Annotated in this window: 14 protein-coding genes; 13 read left to right on the top strand and 1 reads right to left on the bottom strand. The window is 64.1% G+C overall.

Going from position 1 to position 17,246, the window contains the following annotated elements:
• The first annotated feature begins 72 nt into the window (after window positions 1-72).
• The 13 genes from ACVILI_RS21790 to ACVILI_RS21730 all read left to right on the top strand — a co-directional run bounded on the left by ACVILI_RS21790 (window position 73) and on the right by ACVILI_RS21730 (window position 16,144).
• Entirely contained in the window at window positions 73-1,287 is a 1,215-nt protein-coding gene (locus ACVILI_RS21790; protein WP_019858568.1) for a deoxyguanosinetriphosphate triphosphohydrolase, read from the top strand.
• Window positions 1,288-1,348: 61 nt separating this feature from the next.
• Complete coding sequence (gene argS / locus ACVILI_RS21785; RefSeq protein WP_038647249.1) at window positions 1,349-3,106, top strand: arginine--tRNA ligase; 1,758 nt, start codon at window positions 1,349-1,351, stop codon at window positions 3,104-3,106.
• A gap of 103 nt (window positions 3,107-3,209) precedes the next feature.
• On the top strand, window positions 3,210-6,656 hold the full coding sequence (locus ACVILI_RS21780; protein WP_240565157.1) for an SPOR domain-containing protein: 3,447 nt from the start codon (window positions 3,210-3,212) through the stop codon (window positions 6,654-6,656).
• A gap of 151 nt (window positions 6,657-6,807) precedes the next feature.
• The gene (gene nagZ, locus ACVILI_RS21775) at window positions 6,808-7,827 is read left to right on the top strand and encodes a beta-N-acetylhexosaminidase (RefSeq protein WP_019858565.1); all 1,020 of its coding nucleotides are present in this window, start codon (window positions 6,808-6,810) and stop codon (window positions 7,825-7,827) included.
• Between the two features lie 63 nt (window positions 7,828-7,890).
• Window positions 7,891-8,694: a segregation and condensation protein A gene (locus ACVILI_RS21770; protein WP_027046916.1), complete on the top strand. Its 804-nt coding sequence runs from the start codon at window positions 7,891-7,893 to the stop codon at window positions 8,692-8,694.
• Window positions 8,691-9,455: an SMC-Scp complex subunit ScpB gene (gene scpB / locus ACVILI_RS21765; protein WP_019858563.1), complete on the top strand. Its 765-nt coding sequence runs from the start codon at window positions 8,691-8,693 to the stop codon at window positions 9,453-9,455. The genes ACVILI_RS21770 and scpB overlap by 4 nt, the downstream gene beginning before the upstream one ends.
• A 180-nt stretch (window positions 9,456-9,635) precedes the next feature.
• Entirely contained in the window at window positions 9,636-9,857 is a 222-nt protein-coding gene (locus tag ACVILI_RS21760; protein ID WP_015317533.1) for a twin-arginine translocase TatA/TatE family subunit, read from the top strand.
• Window positions 9,858-9,887: 30 nt separating this feature from the next.
• Entirely contained in the window at window positions 9,888-10,649 is a 762-nt protein-coding gene (gene tatB, locus ACVILI_RS21755) for a Sec-independent protein translocase protein TatB (protein WP_038647244.1), read from the top strand.
• Complete coding sequence (tatC, locus tag ACVILI_RS21750) at window positions 10,646-11,521, top strand: twin-arginine translocase subunit TatC (RefSeq protein WP_019858559.1); 876 nt, start codon at window positions 10,646-10,648, stop codon at window positions 11,519-11,521. The genes tatB and tatC overlap by 4 nt, the downstream gene beginning before the upstream one ends.
• Before the next feature lie 104 nt (window positions 11,522-11,625).
• A complete protein-coding gene (gene serS, locus ACVILI_RS21745) occupies window positions 11,626-12,930 on the top strand; it encodes a serine--tRNA ligase (RefSeq protein ID WP_038647242.1) in 1,305 nt (434 codons plus the stop codon).
• Complete coding sequence (gene surE, locus ACVILI_RS21740) at window positions 12,930-13,688, top strand: 5'/3'-nucleotidase SurE (protein WP_019858557.1); 759 nt, start codon at window positions 12,930-12,932, stop codon at window positions 13,686-13,688. Before serS ends, surE begins: the two co-directional genes overlap by 1 nt.
• A complete protein-coding gene (locus ACVILI_RS21735; protein WP_019858556.1) occupies window positions 13,685-14,338 on the top strand; it encodes a protein-L-isoaspartate(D-aspartate) O-methyltransferase in 654 nt (217 codons plus the stop codon). Before surE ends, ACVILI_RS21735 begins: the two co-directional genes overlap by 4 nt.
• Window positions 14,339-14,596: 258 nt before the next feature.
• A complete protein-coding gene (locus tag ACVILI_RS21730) occupies window positions 14,597-16,144 on the top strand; it encodes a peptidoglycan DD-metalloendopeptidase family protein (protein ID WP_019858555.1) in 1,548 nt (515 codons plus the stop codon).
• 128 nt (window positions 16,145-16,272) lie between these two features.
• Here ACVILI_RS21730 and ACVILI_RS21725 read toward each other — a convergent pair whose 3' ends face one another.
• Window positions 16,273-17,163 (bottom strand): NAD-dependent epimerase/dehydratase family protein, encoded by an 891-nt coding sequence (locus ACVILI_RS21725; RefSeq protein WP_064984146.1) that lies wholly within the window; start codon window positions 17,161-17,163, stop codon window positions 16,273-16,275.
• Between the last annotated feature and the right edge of the window lie 83 nt (window positions 17,164-17,246).

The raw sequence follows: 17,246 nt of genomic DNA, 5'->3' as shown, positions 1-17,246 counted from the left end.
GTCACCTTGCTTTCGGTTTCAGATGATAGGTATGAAGCGCGAGGGGCCAAGTCAACTGCGGCAGCATCAGCCATGACCAATGAGTTGGGCGACATCGGGTTCGGTTATCGGCCTCGCGCGGCCTATGCCACAGATCCGGCGAAGTCGCGCGGACGGCTGTTCGACGAGGTCGAGAGCCCGACCCGCACGCCGTTCCAGCGCGACCGCGACCGCATCATCCACTCCACGGCGTTCCGGCGGCTCAAGCACAAGACGCAAGTCTTCATCGCCCATGAAGGCGACCATTACCGCACAAGGCTGACCCATTCGATCGAAGTGGCGCAGATCGCGCGTGCGCTGGCGCGGGCACTGCGCGGCGACGAGGATCTCGCCGAGGCGGTGGCGCTGGTGCATGATTTCGGCCACACGCCCTTCGGTCATACGGGCGAGGACGCGCTGAACGACAAGATGGCGGCCTGGGGCGGTTTTGATCACAACGCCCAGTCGCTGCGCATCGTGACGAGGCTGGAGGCGCGCTACGCCGAATTCGACGGGCTGAACCTGACCTGGGAGACGCTGGAGGGCCTAGTCAAGCACAATGGCCCGCTGATGGACAGCACTGGCAAAAGCCTGAAAGGGCCGGTGCCGCAAGCGATCCGCGATTATTCGCAGCTGCAGGATCTCGAACTCGACCGGTTCGCCGGCATCGAGGCGCAGTGCGCGGCGATCGCCGACGACATCGCCTACAACACGCATGACATCGATGACGGGCTACGGGCAGGGCTGCTGACACTGGACATGCTGAAAACCGTCTCACTGCCGGGGAAGATCCTCGAGGGCGTGCGCCAACGCTATCCCAGGCTCGATGACGTGCGCACCGGTCACGAACTGATGCGGCGGCAGATCACCGCCATGGTCGAGGATGTCATCGTTGCCGCGACGGCAAATCTGGAACGCGTCGGGCCGCGCAGCGCCGACGCGGTGAGGGCGGCGGGCGAGACGATGGTGAGCTTTTCCGCTGGGATGGCCGCGGCCGAGAAGGAACTGAAGGCGTTTCTCTACAAGCACCTCTACCGGCACGAGGAGGTGATGCGGGTGCGCGCCGGTGCCGAGCAGATCGTCAGGGATCTGTTCGACGTCTATTTCGCCGACCCGCGCGCCATGCCGGACGGCTGGCGCGAGGGGCTGGACCGGGCCGAGGATCGCATCAAGGCGCGCAGCGTCGCCGATTTCCTGGCAGGGATGACCGACACCTATGCGCTCAAGGAACACAGGCGTTTGTTTGACCGCACCCCGGATTTGAGCTAGGGCGAGCGCGATTTTGCCGGCCAGCGAGCCGGATTCGCCTAAAACCGCCAGAGCAGTACCCATGAACATCTTCGCCGATTTCACCGCGCGAGTCACAAAGGCTGTCGAAGCGCTTGATCTGAAAGACAAGGACGGCGTTTCGCCCGACCTGTCGCGCATTGCCGTCGAACCGCCGCGCGACGCCAGCCATGGCGATCTCGCGACCAATGCGGCGATGGTGCTGGCCAAGCCCACCGGCCAGAACCCGCGCGCTCTGGCTGAAAGGCTGGCGTTGGCGTTGCGCGATGACAAGGATGTCGCCGCCGCCGAGGTTGCCGGCCCCGGCTTTGTCAATCTGCGGCTCAAGGACGGCTTCTGGCAGGCGCATCTGTCGGCGCTTCTGGGCGAGGGGCGCAATTACGGCCGCTCGACGATCGGCGCCGGCCGGAAAACCAATGTCGAATATGTCTCGGCCAACCCGACTGGGCCGATGCATGTCGGCCATTGCCGGGGCGCGGTTGTCGGCGATGCGCTGGCCAATCTGATGGCGTTCGCCGGTTACGACGTGACCAAGGAATATGTCATCAACGATGCCGGCGGACAGATCGACGTGCTCGGCCGGTCGGTCATCCTGCGGTACCGTGAGGCGCTCGGCGACGACATCGGCGAGATTCCGCCCGGCCTTTATCCCGGCGATTATCTGGTTCCTCTCGGCCAGGCGCTGGCGAGAGAGTTCGGCCGCGGCCTGCTCCAGATGCCGGAGGATGAGGCGCTCGCCATCGTCAAGGACCGCGCGATCGACGCGATGATGGCGATGATCCGCGATGACCTGGCGCTGCTCAACGTGCATCACGACGTGTTCTTCTCCGAACGCACGCTGCACGCTGACAATGCCAGGAAGATCCGTTCGGCGATCAACGACCTGACGCTGAAGGGACATATCTACAAGGGCAAGCTGCCGCCGCCCAAAGGCGAGAAGCCGGACGATTGGGAAGATCGCGAGCAGACGCTGTTCCGCTCGACGGCGGTCGGCGACGACATGGACCGGGCGCTGGTCAAGTCGGACGGGTCGTTCACCTATTTCGCCGCCGACGTGGCGTATCTGAAGGACAAGGTCGATCGCGGCTTCGTCGACCTGATCTACGTGCTTGGCGCCGACCATGGCGGCTACGTCAAGCGGCTGGAGGCCTTGGCGCGGGCGATTACCGGCGACAAGGTGAAGCTCACGGTCCTGCTTTGCAATCTGGTCAAGCTGTTTCGCGACGGCGAGCCGGTGCGAATGGGAAAAAGGGCTGGGAATTTCGTCACGGCGCGGGAAGTCATTGAAGAGGTGGGCCGTGACGCGGTGCGGTTCATGATGCTGTTCCGCAAGAATGACGCGCCGCTGGATTTCGATTTCGCCAAAGTCACCGAACAGTCCAAGGACAATCCGGTGTTTTACGTGCAGTACGCTTCGGCGCGCTGCCATTCGGTGTTCCGGCAGGCAAGCGAGCAACTGGGCGAGGCGAATTTCGATCGCAAAAGCCTGGCTGCCGCGGCGGCTTCGCTGACCGACGAGGGCGAGATCGGCCTGATCCGCAAGCTCGCCGAATATCCACGCCTGATCGAATCCGCGGCTCTTGCGCTGGAGCCGCATAGGCTGGCATTTTACCTTTATGATCTGGCTTCCAGTTTCCACGGACACTGGAACCGGGGTACGGATAATCCGGACTTACGTTTTGTTAAGGTTAACGACCGACAATTGACGCATGCCAGACTAGGGCTGGTGCAGGCTGTTTCGGACGTTCTGACGTCCGGCCTGACGTTGATCGGAGCCGCTGCGCCCACCGAAATGCGTTAGGTTTGACTAAAAAACCTGTCACCTTTTGCCCACATTGCGCTGGTAAGGGCCAACCCTGCGCGACGTCCATGGCGTCCGAATGAGTGCGAGTTCGGGAACAATAATGGCAGACAGAACCCAGCTGAGAGTAGCCGACAACAACGACATCGCTGACGATGATCCGTTCGCGGAACTGACCAGGATCATGGGATTCGACCCACGCCAGCCAGTCAAGCAGCAGGCGCGGGTCGAGCCGCAGGCCGCTGCCGCCAGTCAGCCCGTGCAAGAGGACGATTTCGACATCGACCTCGAAAAGGAATTGATGGGCGAGTTCGACGCTGGCGACAGCGTCGCCGCTCCGGTTGTCGAGGCTCATGAGCCGGCATTCGAAACGGCCCCCACACACGCGGCCGACGACGAACTTGCGCTGTCGCTCGACGACGATTTCCATCTGGACCTCACGGGTGCCGACGAGCATGGGCCCGTCGCCAGCCATGCCCACCCCGGCGATGCCGAAGCCGCGCCGTCCGTCGAGCCTGCCTTCGACGCCGATTTCGACAATGCCGTTGCCAGTTCGCTCGAAGACGTTTCGCCCTTCGAGGACGACCTGCCGATGGAAGACGAGCTTGCCGCGTCGCTTGACCAGGATTTCCACGTCGAGGACCATGCCGCTGAGATCGAGGACGAAGCCGTCGAGCCCCAGCATGCGGTTGCGGAAATGCCGGTGGCTGTCGAGCCGGCCGGCGCGCACGAATTCGACGACGCGGTGGCGATTTCGCTCGAAGACGAGCTGATGCTTGACGACCATTCGGCGGATCAGCCCCATGCGGCTGCGGCCGCGGTCGACTATCCGGAGCCGGTGCTGGCCGTCGCGAATGAAGCTCCCGCGATTGCCGACGAGGATTTCGAGGGGCATTTCGACGACGCCATGGCGGATGTCGACACGGATTTTGACGTCCAGGCGGACGAGCCCGTGGCCTTTGACGCGGCGGAAGCGCTCGAAGTGCCCTCTTATGCCTTGGATGCGAGGGACGAGTTCTCGGGCTCCGAAGCCGTTTCGGAAGATGATTTCGATCGGAACATGGACAACGCGTTCGCCGAGCCTGCCGAAGAGCCGGTCGCCGAGGTTGCCGCTGCCGCGGTCCAGCCGGTAGCTCCGGCAGCTCCGGCAACCATCATGGCTGAGCCGGCACCGGCCCCCGTGGCGGACGAACGTAGCCTCGAAGACGAGTTGAACGCGCTTCTGGGCGCCATGACGGCGCGCACGCTGCCGTCGGTCAAGGAGCCCGAGCCCGTCGCCGCTCAACCCGTTGCGGCTCAGCCGGCCGCTGCTCCCGTTCGGTCGTATGTTCCCGCGCCGGCAAAGGCCGCCGAGGAGCCTGCCGATCTCGACTGGGATCTCGACGAACATGCGACCGAGGATACGCATGCCTCCAGCGCGGCTCACGCCGCCGATGCCGATCTCGACGATCCGCTGGTCGATGAGCTTCAGGGTCACGAGCTGGGCGCGGACGCTGCCGATCATGGCGACATCGATTTCGACGATGATGCGTTCGACGCGGCCCTGGCCGAGAATCTCGATCCGCGCGACGAGGCAGCTTGGCGGCAGGATCAGGCCGATTCCGTCGATTGGCTGGCCGATCGCTCCGCGCCGACCGAGCCGACCCGTTCGTGGAGCCGTGTGACACCGGTTCCCCAGCAGCCTGCATTCGCCGCGCAGCCGGCCGCTTCCATGACGGCAAGGACGACCGCGCCTGAAATGGCCCCGGCGGCGGCTGTGGTGCCGCCCTATCGCGCGCCCGAGCCGGTTGCGGCCGCGCCCTATGCGGCGCCCGTATCGGCGCCGCAGCCGCGACCGTCCTCGCACTACGAAGAAGAGATGCCCGATGTCGAAACGGTGGATGTGCCGGAGCGCGTCGTGGCGCTGGCGGACGATCTCGACATCCCGGAACTGCATTTCGAGGAAGATGAACCGGCCGCATCTGGCTATGACGATCTCGACGCAGAGTTCGCCAGCCTGCTGACGGAAATGAATTCGGTGGAGGTCGCGCCAGCTCCAGCCGCGCCCGCAAGCAGCGCTGCCTATGCCGATGAATCCTTTGATGGCGGATTCAAATCGGCCTATCAGGCGCCGGCATATGAAGAACCCAAACCGGGTTATGACGGGGTCAAACCGGGTTATGGCGGGGTCAAACCGGCCCTTCAGCCGGAAGCGCGGACCTATGCGGCGCGGCCGGCGGAAATGCCCGCCCGTGCTGCAGCGAACACAGGCTATGCAGACGCCGCCGACGGCTTCGACCTCGACAGTCTGCCCGGCAGCCAGCCGGTCTCGCAGGCGGACGATTTCACCGTCGATGAGCTCGACTATGATCCTGAACTGGACGAGGCAATGTCCGTTCCGGGTCTCGGCGAGCGGGAAGCGGCCAGGTCGTCTGGCCGCCGTGGCCTGTTCATCGCGGCAATCGTCGGTGCCGTGGCGGTCGCAGGCGGTCTTGGCGCCTTTGCGCTGTCTTTCGGCGGCAAGGGCGGCAGCGACGCGCCTGTCATCGTCAAGGCCGACAATTCGCCGATCAAGGTCAAGCCGGAAAATCCGGGCGGCACCGTGGTGCCGAACCAGGACAACAAGGTCTACGACGCGGTGGTCAAGGGCGCGAAGCCGGCCGAGCCGGTGCAGCAGAAGCTTGTCACCAACACGGAGGTACCCGTGGATGTGCAGGCCAAGGATCCGAACCGTGCCGTCGATCTTTCTGCCGGGCAGGGTGCTGCCGTCGGCGGAGCCGATGACGGCAATGCGGCGCCAACCGCCAATGCCGCGCCGGCCGCCAATGCTGCGCCGACCGCCAGTGCTGCGCCGGCTGGCAATCTTGCTCCGGCCGACAATGCGGCGCCCGCGCCCAAGTCAGAGGATCGCATCGCGCAGGTGCTGCAGGATACCGACAAGGGCAACAACACCGATGTCGTCGCCGTCGCACCACGCAAGGTGAGGACGATGGTGGTCAAATCGGACGGCTCGCTGGTGCCGCGCGAGGATCCGGCGCCGGCCGCGCCGCAGGTGGCGGCCGCTGAGCCGAGCGATCCGGCGCCGCAGCATGTCGCGCCGTCCGCCGATGCCGACCAGACCGGCACCGTGGCGCCCGCCGCGGCCCAGTCGGGCGACGAGCCGGCCCTCAAGCCGGTGGCCAAACCGGCCAAGGCGCAGTCGGCCAATACTCCGGCCAAGGTTGCGATCGCGCCGCAGCGTCCGTCCGACCAGCCCGTCGACGTCGTCGGCGAGGTCAAGCCCGATCAGGTCGCATCCATCGACCCGGCAACGACGGCGACCGGTAGCGGTTCGTGGTCGATGCAGGTTGCTTCGCAGCCGACGGTGGAAAGCGCCCAGTCGACCTACCAGGACCTGCAGCGCCGCTATGGCAGCGTGCTTGCCGGCCGCACCGCCAACATCGTCAAGGCCGAGATTGCCGGCAAGGGCACGTTCTACCGCGTCCGCGTCGTGGCCCAGTCACGCAACGATGCCATCAATTTGTGCACCAGCTACAAGGCCGCCGGCGGCAACTGCTTCGTCTCGCGCTAGGAGCGTTCAACCCATCAAAGCCGGCGCGGCCCAAGGTCGCGCCGGCTTTTTCATGCGCCCAGCGCTTTTTCATGTGGAAGCATTTCCGGCGTTGGACCGCATGTATTTCCAGACGATTCCCTTTGGCCGCGTGAAGCCCTAGACTCCTGATATGACCGAATCAAAATCCATGATCCTCGGCTGTGCCGGGAAATCGCTCACCCGCGAAGAAATCAATTTCTATCGCAATGAATGCCCATGGGCCTTCATCCTGTTTGCCCGCAACATCGGCGAGACCGAACAGATCCGCGATCTCGTCGCCGAGATGCGCGATTGTATCGGGCGCCCGGACGCGCTGGTTTTCATCGACCAGGAAGGCGGCAGGGTACAACGCTTGCGGCCGCCGCTGGCGCCGAACTATCCGGCGGGCGGCGCGCTCGGCGCGCTGTGGCGCGACGATCATGACGCCGGTGCCCGCGCTGCCTGGCTGATGGCGCGCCTGCATGCCTTCGACCTGCTGCGCTACGGCATCACCGCGGATTGCCTGCCGGTGCTCGACGTGCCGATCGAAGGCGCCAGCGACGTCATCGGCGCGCGCGCCTATGGCAAGGAGCCGCGCGCGGTCATCGAACTCGGCCGTGCCGCCGCCGAAGGCCTGATGTCGGGCGGCGTGCTGCCCGTGATGAAACACATTCCGGGGCATGGACGGGCCTTTGCCGACACGCATTTCGAGCTGCCTGTTGTCGACGCCTCGCTCAGCGATTTGCAGCGGCATGACTTTGCCCCGTTCCGGGAGCTCAACGACCTGCCGATGGCGATGACGGCGCATGTGGTCTACAGCGCCATCGATCCCAAGAACCCGGCGACGACATCCGGCAAGGTCATCGACGAGATCATCCGACGCGACATCGGCTTTGACGGGCTCCTGATGAGCGACGACACCTCGATGAAGGCACTTTCTGGGGATTTCCCGACAAAGGCGGCGTCGATCCTTGCGGCGGGCTGCGATCTGGTCCTTCACTGCAACGGCGTTTTCGAGGAGATGGCAGGCATTGCGTCGCGCACCACGGGGCTTGAAGGCAAGTCGCTGGAGCGTGCAAAGCGGGCGCTGACCTATATAAGGAAACGCGACGCGGCCGAGGAAACCGAGATACGGGCCGAATTCGCCACCTATTTCGATGCGGTGGCCTAACCAAGGGAAGTGACAAAGGCAGTGGCGGAAACATTGGAAAGCAAGGCCGCGAAGGCCGCACCGATGGACCGCCTGTGGGCCGAGAATGACGATTCACGCGTCACCGGCGACCCGTCGTTGGTCGTCGACGTGGCCGGCTTCGAAGGCCCGCTCGATCTTCTGCTGCATCTTGCCCGCACCCAGAAGGTCGACCTGGCGCGCATCTCGATCCTGGCACTGGTCGAGCAGTATCTGGCCTTTGTCGAGACGGCGAGGGCGCTGCGGCTCGAACTTGCGGCGGACTATCTGGTGATGGCGGCATGGCTCGCCTTCCTCAAGTCGAAGTTGTTGATCCCCAAGCAGCCGGGCGAAGAGGGCGAGAGCGGCGAGGAACTGGCGGCCGTGCTGCAGTTCCGATTGAAGCGGCTGGAAGCCATGCGTGACGCGGCGGCGCGCCTGGTCAATCGCAACCGGCTCGGCCGCGACGTGTTCGCGCGCGGCATGCCCGAAATGGTCATCATCGAGAAGCGCAACGCCTATTCGGCGTCGCTCTACGATCTGCTGACCGCCTATGCCCAGCAGCGGCAGAAGCAGGCGATCACCAATGTGACGATCGCTAGGCGGGGCGTTTGGTCGCTCAAGGACGCGCGCGACATCCTGACCCGGCTGATCGGCTCGCTGCGGGACTGGACGGCACTAGACAGCTTCCTCATCCAATACATGACCAGCCCGGAAGAGCGGCGCACGGCGATCGCCAGCTCGTTCGCGGCGACACTGGAACTGGTGCGCGAGCGCAAGATGGATCTGCGACAGGACGAGGTGTTCGCGCCGATCTATCTGCGCGATCACCGCGCACCGGCAATCAAGGCAGTCGAGGTGGCATCATGAGCGAACGCGCCAACGCTTCGGTTATCCCCTTCAAGGTGGACGATGAACTGGAAGGCGAGATCGACCAGACTTCGGCCGAGAACCCGGTGCAAAACCCGGCCGAGCGCCTGCATATTGCGGAGGCCATGCGTATGGCGGAGGCAATCGTGTTCGCCAGTGCCGAACCCGTCAGCGAAAAGCAGCTTGCCGCGCGCTTGCCCGACGGCATCAACGTCGCCCTTGCCATGGCCGAGCTGCAGCAGGTCTACGCCCGGCGCGGCGTCAATCTGGTGCGGGTCGGCGACGCGTGGGCATTCCGCACCGCCGGCGATCTCGCCTTCCTGATGAGCCGCGACACGGTGCAGCAGCGCAAGCTGTCGCGTGCGGCGCTCGAAGTGCTGGCGATCATCGCCTATCACCAGCCGGTGACGCGCGCCGAGATCGAGGATATCCGCGGCGTAGAGACGTCGAAGGGCACGCTGGACACGCTGCTCGAGACGGAATGGGTGCGCATGCGCGGCCGCCGCAAGACGCCTGGCCGTCCCGTCACCTATGGCACCACCGAAACCTTCCTCGACCATTTCGCGCTCGAGGAAATCCGCGATCTTCCCGGCATGGAAGAACTGAAGGGGGCGGGCCTGCTCTCGGGCCGCATGCCGTCGAATTTCTCCATCCCGCAGCCGCCGGCCGACCCCGATGTGCTGACCGAGGACGAGGATCCGCTGACCGATATCGATCTCGAGGAACTCGGCCTGCTGACGCCGCGCGTCACGGAAGATTGACCTGTCGGCCTCTGTCCAAGCGCGCCGATAGGTCGTAGATGCGCCGATTGGTAGCGGGCCAGCGAGTCGAAAAAGCGTGACATCCGTCACCCTTTCATAAACTCTGTCGCTGTTGTGTTTGAATCCCAACGCGAAAACGCATAGATCATCGCCAGGGAAAACATTCGAGAGAGATTTGCTATGGGTTCATTTTCGATTTGGCACTGGATGATCGTGCTGGTGATCGTGCTGCTGGTGTTCGGCCGCGGCAAGATTCCCGAGCTGATGGGCGACATGGCCAAAGGCATCAAGAGCTTCAAGAAGGGCATGGCGGACGACGACGTTGCCGACGACAAGCGCACCGTCGAACACCGTGCCGACGAGACCGTTTCGGCCGCGAAGGAAAAAGCCAGCAAGAGCTGAGCCAAAAAGTTCTAGTCGGAACAGAGTGCCATGTTTGAAGTCGGCTGGACCGAAATGCTGGTGATCGCGATCGTCATGATCGTGGTCGTCGGGCCGAAGGATTTGCCCAATATGCTGCGCACCTTTGGCCGCACGACGGCGAAGCTGCGCTCTATGGCCGCCGACTTCCAGAAACAGTTCAACGAAGCGCTGAAGGAAGCCGAGCTCGACGACGTCAAGAAGTCGGTCGACGAGCTCAGGGGCCTCAGCCCCGTGGCCGAGATCCGCAAGCAACTCAATCCGTTCGAGCAGGCCGCGGCCGATGTGCGCGCCGGCGTCGACGCCGCGATGAAGCCGAAGCCCGCCGCCGATCCGGCAACGCCCGCCGCTTCGACACCGCAGGCGGCCGAGCCGCTGAAGAACGGCGCAACGGAAATGCCTGGCGTCAGCGCCGCGGGAGCCGCGCCGCCAACGTCGATTTTCCCGGCCATGACCGATGAATCGGTGGTTGCGGCATCCACGGAACCTGCCGCTGCGCCGAAGGCATCCGCGGCCAAGAAAGCCGCCAAGTCCGCACCGCCGGCAAAGGCGCAGCCCAAGGCCTCGACATCCGCGAAGTCGGCGACAGCAAAAGCCGCACCTGTGGTGATGGCAAAAGCTACACCGGCGCCCAAGGCGTCGACAAAGGCCGTGACAGCAGCAAAGCCTGCCGCTGCCAAGGCGACTGCGGCAAAGACCGCGGCGAAAGCCGAACCGAAACCTGCGCCAGCGAAGAAGCCGGCGGCCAAGAAGACGGCGGGAGCCGCCAAGTGAGCGTTTCGGACAAGGAAAAGGACGAGATCGAAAAATCGTCGGCGCCGCTGATCGAGCATCTCATCGAGTTGCGCCGCCGGCTGATCTGGTCGCTCGGCGGCTTCTTCGTCGCCTTCCTGGTGTGCTTCTTCTTCGCCAAGAAGCTGTTCAACCTTCTGGTCGTTCCGTTCAAATGGGCGACGAAGTGGGCGGGGCTCGACCCGCACAAGGTCGAGTTGATCTACACCGCGCCGCAGGAATTCTTCTTCACGCAGGTCAAGCTCGCCATGTTCGGCGGCATGGTCATCGCCTTTCCGCTGATCGCCACGCAGATCTACAAATTCATCGCGCCCGGCCTCTACAAGAACGAGCGCAACGCCTTCCTGCCGTTCCTGATCGCGTCGCCCATCCTGTTCCTGATGGGCGCCTCGCTGGTCTATTTCTTCTTCACGCCGATGGTGATGTGGTTCTTCCTTGCCATGCAACAGGCCGGCACCGACGAGCAGGTGCAGATTTCGCTGCTGCCGAAAGTGTCGGAATATCTCAGCCTGATCATGACGCTGATCTTCTCCTTCGGCCTGGTGTTCCAGCTACCGGTGGTGACCAGTCTGATGACGCGTGTCGGCATGCTGTCGTCCAAGGCGCTGGCCGAGAAGCGCAAGTGGGCGATCGTCATCGCTTTCGTCGTCGCGGCCGTGCTGACCCCTCCGGATCCGATGAGCCAGATCGGTTTGGCCATCCCGACCATCCTGCTCTACGAGGTCGCCATCTGGTCGGCCCGGCTGATCGAGCGCAGCCAGGAGCGCGAGCGCCTGGCGCGCGAGAAGCAGGAAGCCGGGGAGACCGTGGCCGACAAGGCACCGGACGAGCCTCCGGCGCCGGCTGCTTCGTAAGCCGTCAGCAGCGGCGGAAAACGACAACCGCCGCCCAGCCTCATCTTGCATCGGTCAAGGATGCGGTTTACGCCCTCGGAGCTTAGCTCAGGAGCGTTCAAACTATGCTTGACATCAAATGGATTCGCGACAACCCGAAGGCCCTTGTCGAGGCGCTGGCCAAGCGCTCGTGGTCGGCGGCAGAGGCGCAGTCCACGGTCGATGATTTGATCGCCAGGGACGAGGCGCGGCGCGAACACGTCACCGAGCTGCAGACCAAGCAGGAGCGCCGCAACGCCGCCTCGAAGGAAATCGGCAACGCCATGCGTTCGGGTGACGCCGCTCTTGCCGAAAAACTCAAGGCCGAAGTCGGCGATATCAAAACCTTCATCCAGAATGGCGAGGCGCGCGAACGCGAGCTCGACAAGGCGCTGAACGACGCGCTGGCGGTGCTGCCCAATGTGCCTCTCGACGATGTGCCGGTCGGCAAGGACGAACACGACAATGTCGTCAAACACATTGTCGGCAAGGTGCCGACGCGGCCGAACTGGGTGAAGGAGCATTTCGAGGTCGGCGAAGCGCTCGGCATGATGGATTTCGAGCGGGCGGCCAAGCTGTCGGGTTCGCGCTTCACCGTGCTGAAGAGCGGCCTGGCACGGATGGAACGCGCGATCGGCCAGTTCATGCTCGACCTGCACACGACCTCGCACGGCTATGAGGAAGTGATCCCGCCGCTGATGGTGCGCGACGAGGTGCTTTTCGGCACCAACCAGCTGCCGAAATTCGAGGAGGACCTGTTCTTCACGCCGCACGGCGAGGGCAGGCTTGGCCTGATCCCGACCGCCGAGGTGCCGCTTACGAACCTCGTGCGCGAGGAAATCACCGCGCATGAAAAACTGCCCCTGCGCTTCACCGCGCTGACGCCGTGTTTCCGCTCGGAAGCAGGCTCGGCCGGGCGCGACACGCGCGGCATGCTGCGGCAGCACCAGTTCTACAAGGTCGAGCTGGTGTCGATCACCGACCAGGAATCCTCGCTCGCCGAGCATGAACGGATGACGCAATGCGCCGAGGAAGTGCTGAAGCGGCTTGAGCTGCCGTTCCGCACCATGACGCTGTGCACCGGCGACATGGGCTTTGGCGCGCGCAAGACCTATGACATCGAGGTCTGGCTGCCCGGCCAGAACGCCTATCGCGAGATCTCGTCCTGTTCGGTCTGCGGCGACTTCCAGGCGCGCCGCATGGATGCCCGCTACAAGGACAAGGACGGCAAGGGCAATCGCTTCGTCCATACGCTAAACGGTTCGGGCACCGCTGTCGGCCGCGCGCTGATTGCCGTCATCGAAAACTACCAGAACGAGGATGGCAGCGTAACCATTCCTGAAGTGCTGCGGCCTTACATGGGCGGTCTGGCAAAGATCGAAGCGAAGTAATGCGCATTCTTCTGACCAATGACGACGGCATTCACGCCGAGGGCCTGGCGTCGCTCGAACGCGTCGCGCGCACACTCTCCGACGATGTATGGGTGGTGGCGCCGGAGCAGGACCAGTCCGGCTATGCGCATTCGCTGTCGATCTCGGAGCCGCTGCGGCTGCGCAAGATCGGCGAGAAGCATTTCGCCGTGCGCGGCACGCCGACCGATTGCGTCATCATGGGCGTGAAGAAGATCCTGCCCGGCGCGCCCGACCTGATCCTTTCCGGCATCAATTCGGGCGCCAACATCGCCGACGACGTGACCTATTCGGGAACCGTCGCCGGCGCCATGGAGGGCGCGCTGCTCGGCATCCGATCGATCGCCCTCAGCCAGGGCTATTCCTATGTCGGCGAGGATCGCACCGTTCCCTACGAAACCACCGAGGCGCTGGCGCCGGCACTGCTGAAGAAGCTCGTCGCGACGCCGCTGCCGGACGGCGTTCTGCTCAACGTCAATTTTCCCAACTGCCTTCCCGAAGAAGTCGTTGGCACGGTGGTCACCACACAAGGCAAACTCGTACACAGCCTGTGGGTCGACGAGCGCCGTGACGGGCGCGGCCTGCCTTACTATTGGCTGCGCTTCGGCCGCGAGCCGGTCGAGGGCAAGCAAGGCACCGACCTCCACGCGCTGCGCAACAGATTGGTGTCGGTGACGCCGTTGCAGCTCGACCTCACCGCGCATGAGATCCGTGACCAGCTGAGCAAGGCGCTTGCATGAATTTGCCAATCGATGACCGCGAAGGATTTGCCGCTTTCCTGTTGCGCCTGCGCGGCAGGGGAACCGTGCCGAAGGCGCTGATCGCGGCTTTCGAGGCTACACCACGGCGCGGCTTTCTGGCGCCTCACTTCCACCAGATCGCCTGGTCCGACCGCATGCTGCCGATCGAATGCGGCGAGGCGATCGAAGGCGCCGACATGCAGGCGGCGGTGATCGCGGCTCTTGCCATAGAAGCGGGAAACCGCGTTCTCGAGATCGGCACCGGCACCGGCTATTCGGCGGCGGTGATGTCGCGGCTGGCGGCGCGCATCGTCACCATCGACCGCTACAAGACCCTTGTCGAGCAGGCCAGGCAGCGTTTCGAGGCGCTCGGCATCGGCAATGTAGTCGTGCGCCAGGCTGACGGCTCCGGCGGCCTGCCTGCAGAAGGCCCGTTCGACCGCATTGTCGCCTGGGCGGCCTTCGACAGCCTGCCGCGCTTCCTGCTCGACCAATTGTCGAGTGGCGGCATCGTCATTGCGCCGATCGGGCCGGAGGAGGGCGAGCAGGTGCTGGCCAAGCTGACCAAGGTTGGCAGCCGTTTCGAGCGCGAGGATATCGGCCTCGTGCGGCTGCAGCCGATCCTACGCAGCGTCGCGGCGATTATCTAGGCGCATTGATATTCAGGTGAGGCCGGCCTGCAAATGGCTGATACCTGCGCTCCGGTGCTCACGTACGAAAAGTGCGTTCCGCTCCGGTTCTCGGTATCAACCATTTTCGACTCGGCCTGACCTGAATCTCAACGCGCCTCCACGCACTCGAAAATGTTTTAAGAAAATTTTCGTCGGATTCTAATGGGTTAACCGACCAGTAACATTAACGCGCTTTAATCCGATCCAGTTGGTGCAGAGTTTGTGCGGGTTAGTGCGATGCAACTCAGTGTTTTGAAGACAAACGGTCGCAATCTGGCGCGGGGCTGCGCTGTTCTCATGATTGCAGGCGCGGCGGCCGGGTGCAGTTCCCAGGCCTCGCGGTTCAACAGCGTCGACGACGTCTTCACTTCCTCGACGAACAATCAGCGCGCCATCATCAACAAGCAGGACGCCGTGCAGCCCTATCCGGGCGATGTCTCGGCCGCGCCGCTCGACGGCAGCCACACGCAGTCGGTCAGCCGCTCCAGCCTCGAACCGGTTTCGAGCCGGCCGTTGCCGCCGCCCGTTTCAGCTCAGGCGCAACCCGCGCCGGCGCTCGCGCCTGCCGCCAATCCGGTGCGTGTCGCATCGGCGCCGGCCATGGTTCGGCCCGCTCCCCACGTCGACAGGACGACAACCGGCACTGTCGAGCCGGCCGCCAAGCCGTTCAAGAATGCCCAGCCCGACGCGCCGAAGGTGGCCGAGGCGGGCAGGCCGCACGCGACCGAAATCGTCGTCAGGGACGGCGAGACCATTTCCGGCCTGGCCGCGCATTACAAAGTGCCGGCCGATGTCATCATGAAGGTGAACGGCCTGAGCCCGACCAAGGGGCTGAAGACCGGTCAGAAGATCGTCATCCCGGCCTATGCCTATTCGAGCAAGGCCGAGCCGAAGGTCGCCGATGCAAAGCAGTTGAAGGACGGGCCTGCAAAGGATGGCAAGCACGACCTGCCTGCGACCGCGCCGGACAAGGTCGCCGTCTTGCCGCAGCAGCCTAAGCTCAAGGAAGGCAAGTCCGCCGCGCAGGTCGATGCTTCGGCCGCCGCGAGCCAGCCCAAGGAACCCAAGCCCGCGCAGGTCGCCAAGGCAACAGGCGCCGCCGGTACCTATACGGTCCAGTCGGGTGACACGATGTCCTCGATCGCCAGGAAGACCGGCGTCGGCGTCGTTGCGCTGAAGCAGGCCAACGGCATGAAGGACGGTTTGCTCAAGATCGGCCAGACCCTGAAGGTACCAGCCGGCGGAACCGCGACGGTCGCCAGCGCCAAGCCGGCAAAAGTCGATCCGGTGACCACGGCAACCACGCAGCCCCCGGCAAAGACCACGCCGTCGGAAACGCTGGCATCCTATACGCCGCCGAAGAAGGACGCGAAGGTCATCCAGCAGGCCGAGGACGACGAAGCGGTAGCGCCGGACGCCACGGGTATCGGCAAGATGCGCTGGCCGGTGCGCGGCCGGGTGATCTCCGGTTTCGGATCCGGCAAGGACGGCGTCGACATCGCGGTGCCCTCGGGCACGCCGATCAAGGCGGCCGAGAACGGCGTCGTCATCTACGCCGGCGACGGGCTCAAGGAATTCGGCAACACGGTGCTGGTGCGCCACGAGAACGGCCTGGTCACCGTCTATGGCCATGCCAGCTCGATCGAGGTGCAGCGCGGCCAGAAGGTCAAGCGCGGCCAGGAGATCGCTTTGTCGGGCATGAGCGGCACGACGGACTCGCCGAAGCTGCACTTCGAAGTGCGCAAGAATTCCGCCCCGGTCGACCCCTCTGGTTACCTCGAATAGTCCGGCTGTCTCGAATAGAAGAAGAAAGCGATTTTTGCGGGCCGTCTGACCTCCAGTCCGGCCCGCCGGCTCAGCCCGTTCCGCAAGGAGCGGGCTTTTTCAGTTGCTGCAAAGCCCGCCCGCGCGGGTCACAGTTGATCACGGAGCGTGTCGGCGATCATCTCCTCGATGCTGCTGGCCTTTACGCCCAGAAGCGCCTCAGTCTCGGAGGCATCAACCAGCAGAGGTCTCTCGAAGAGGTAACTCATCTCGATGGCCTCATGCATGCCCAGGGATTCGATCTCAGGGACGGAATAGGAACGTGTCCCTGAAACCTCTCGTGCGAGCATCGCCGCGGTTTTCTGGATGAGCTCCCTGGGTGAGGCGTATTGCGAGGGAACGTGAAACGCGCGTCCCCATTCGCCCTTGTAGCGGGCCGCCGCGACCAGCGTCCTCGCGACGTCCCTGGTGAAGGTCCAGGCATGGGTTGCGTCGAGGTCTCCGATGAAGGCGACAGGCTTGCCCTCGATGATGGCGGGCAGCGCAATCAGTGAGAAGTAGCTGATCGCGCCATGTCCGAGATAGTCGCTGGAGCGTATTTCGATCGCCGGTACATCGGCACGGACCGCCCGCTGCCACATGATCGCCCTGGCGGTTCCCTTCCTCGACGTCGGATCCAGGGGCAGGTCGGAGCGAAGCGGGCTATCGGCATTTTCCCCATAGCCATAGAGGTTTCCGAGCACGATGAGCTTGGCGCCGACCGCTTCGGCCGCGCGCACGGTGCCGTCGATGATGGGGAAAAAGTCGGTCGGCCACCGATGATATGCGGCCATGGCACACATGAAGATGGCATCGGCGCCTCGGCAGATACGTGACAGTTCAGAGGCATCGGTGGCGTCGGCCTGTATGGTCCGCACGTTCGGCAACGCGTTCGAGCCGACGCTTCGGCTTGTGAGAACGACATCATGCCCTTCCTCACCAAGAAGGCGCGCGGTCTCGCGTCCAACCGGGCCTGCGCCGACAACAACATAGAAACTCATGGCAACCTCTCTTCCGAGTTTGATGGAGAGGCGTGCGTACAGGGTCGCGGCATTGAAAATCGCGCGGGAATTGCCAAATCTTG

This window comes from Mesorhizobium sp. USDA 4775 (assembly GCF_054062655.1).
Note: the sequence above shows the minus strand (reverse complement) of the source record. Positions and strands in the feature narration are given on the sequence as shown.

What these genes read in the sequence shown, in the direction of transcription:
- surE (WP_019858557.1), top strand. Translation starts at nt 12,930, where the DNA reads ATGCGCATTCTTCTGACCAATGACGACGGCATTCACGCCGAGGGCCTG.
- ACVILI_RS21780 (WP_240565157.1), top strand. Translation starts at nt 3,210, where the DNA reads ATGGCAGACAGAACCCAGCTGAGAGTAGCCGACAACAACGACATCGCT.
- ACVILI_RS21725 (WP_064984146.1), bottom strand. Translation starts at nt 17,163, where the DNA reads ATGAGTTTCTATGTTGTTGTCGGCGCAGGCCCGGTTGGACGCGAGACC.
- ACVILI_RS21730 (WP_019858555.1), top strand. Translation starts at nt 14,597, where the DNA reads ATGCAACTCAGTGTTTTGAAGACAAACGGTCGCAATCTGGCGCGGGGC.
- tatB (WP_038647244.1), top strand. Translation starts at nt 9,888, where the DNA reads ATGTTTGAAGTCGGCTGGACCGAAATGCTGGTGATCGCGATCGTCATG.
- ACVILI_RS21760 (WP_015317533.1), top strand. Translation starts at nt 9,636, where the DNA reads ATGGGTTCATTTTCGATTTGGCACTGGATGATCGTGCTGGTGATCGTG.
- argS (WP_038647249.1), top strand. Translation starts at nt 1,349, where the DNA reads ATGAACATCTTCGCCGATTTCACCGCGCGAGTCACAAAGGCTGTCGAA.
- serS (WP_038647242.1), top strand. Translation starts at nt 11,626, where the DNA reads ATGCTTGACATCAAATGGATTCGCGACAACCCGAAGGCCCTTGTCGAG.
- ACVILI_RS21735 (WP_019858556.1), top strand. Translation starts at nt 13,685, where the DNA reads ATGAATTTGCCAATCGATGACCGCGAAGGATTTGCCGCTTTCCTGTTG.
- scpB (WP_019858563.1), top strand. Translation starts at nt 8,691, where the DNA reads ATGAGCGAACGCGCCAACGCTTCGGTTATCCCCTTCAAGGTGGACGAT.
- ACVILI_RS21790 (WP_019858568.1), top strand. Translation starts at nt 73, where the DNA reads ATGACCAATGAGTTGGGCGACATCGGGTTCGGTTATCGGCCTCGCGCG.
- nagZ (WP_019858565.1), top strand. Translation starts at nt 6,808, where the DNA reads ATGACCGAATCAAAATCCATGATCCTCGGCTGTGCCGGGAAATCGCTC.
- ACVILI_RS21770 (WP_027046916.1), top strand. Translation starts at nt 7,891, where the DNA reads ATGGACCGCCTGTGGGCCGAGAATGACGATTCACGCGTCACCGGCGAC.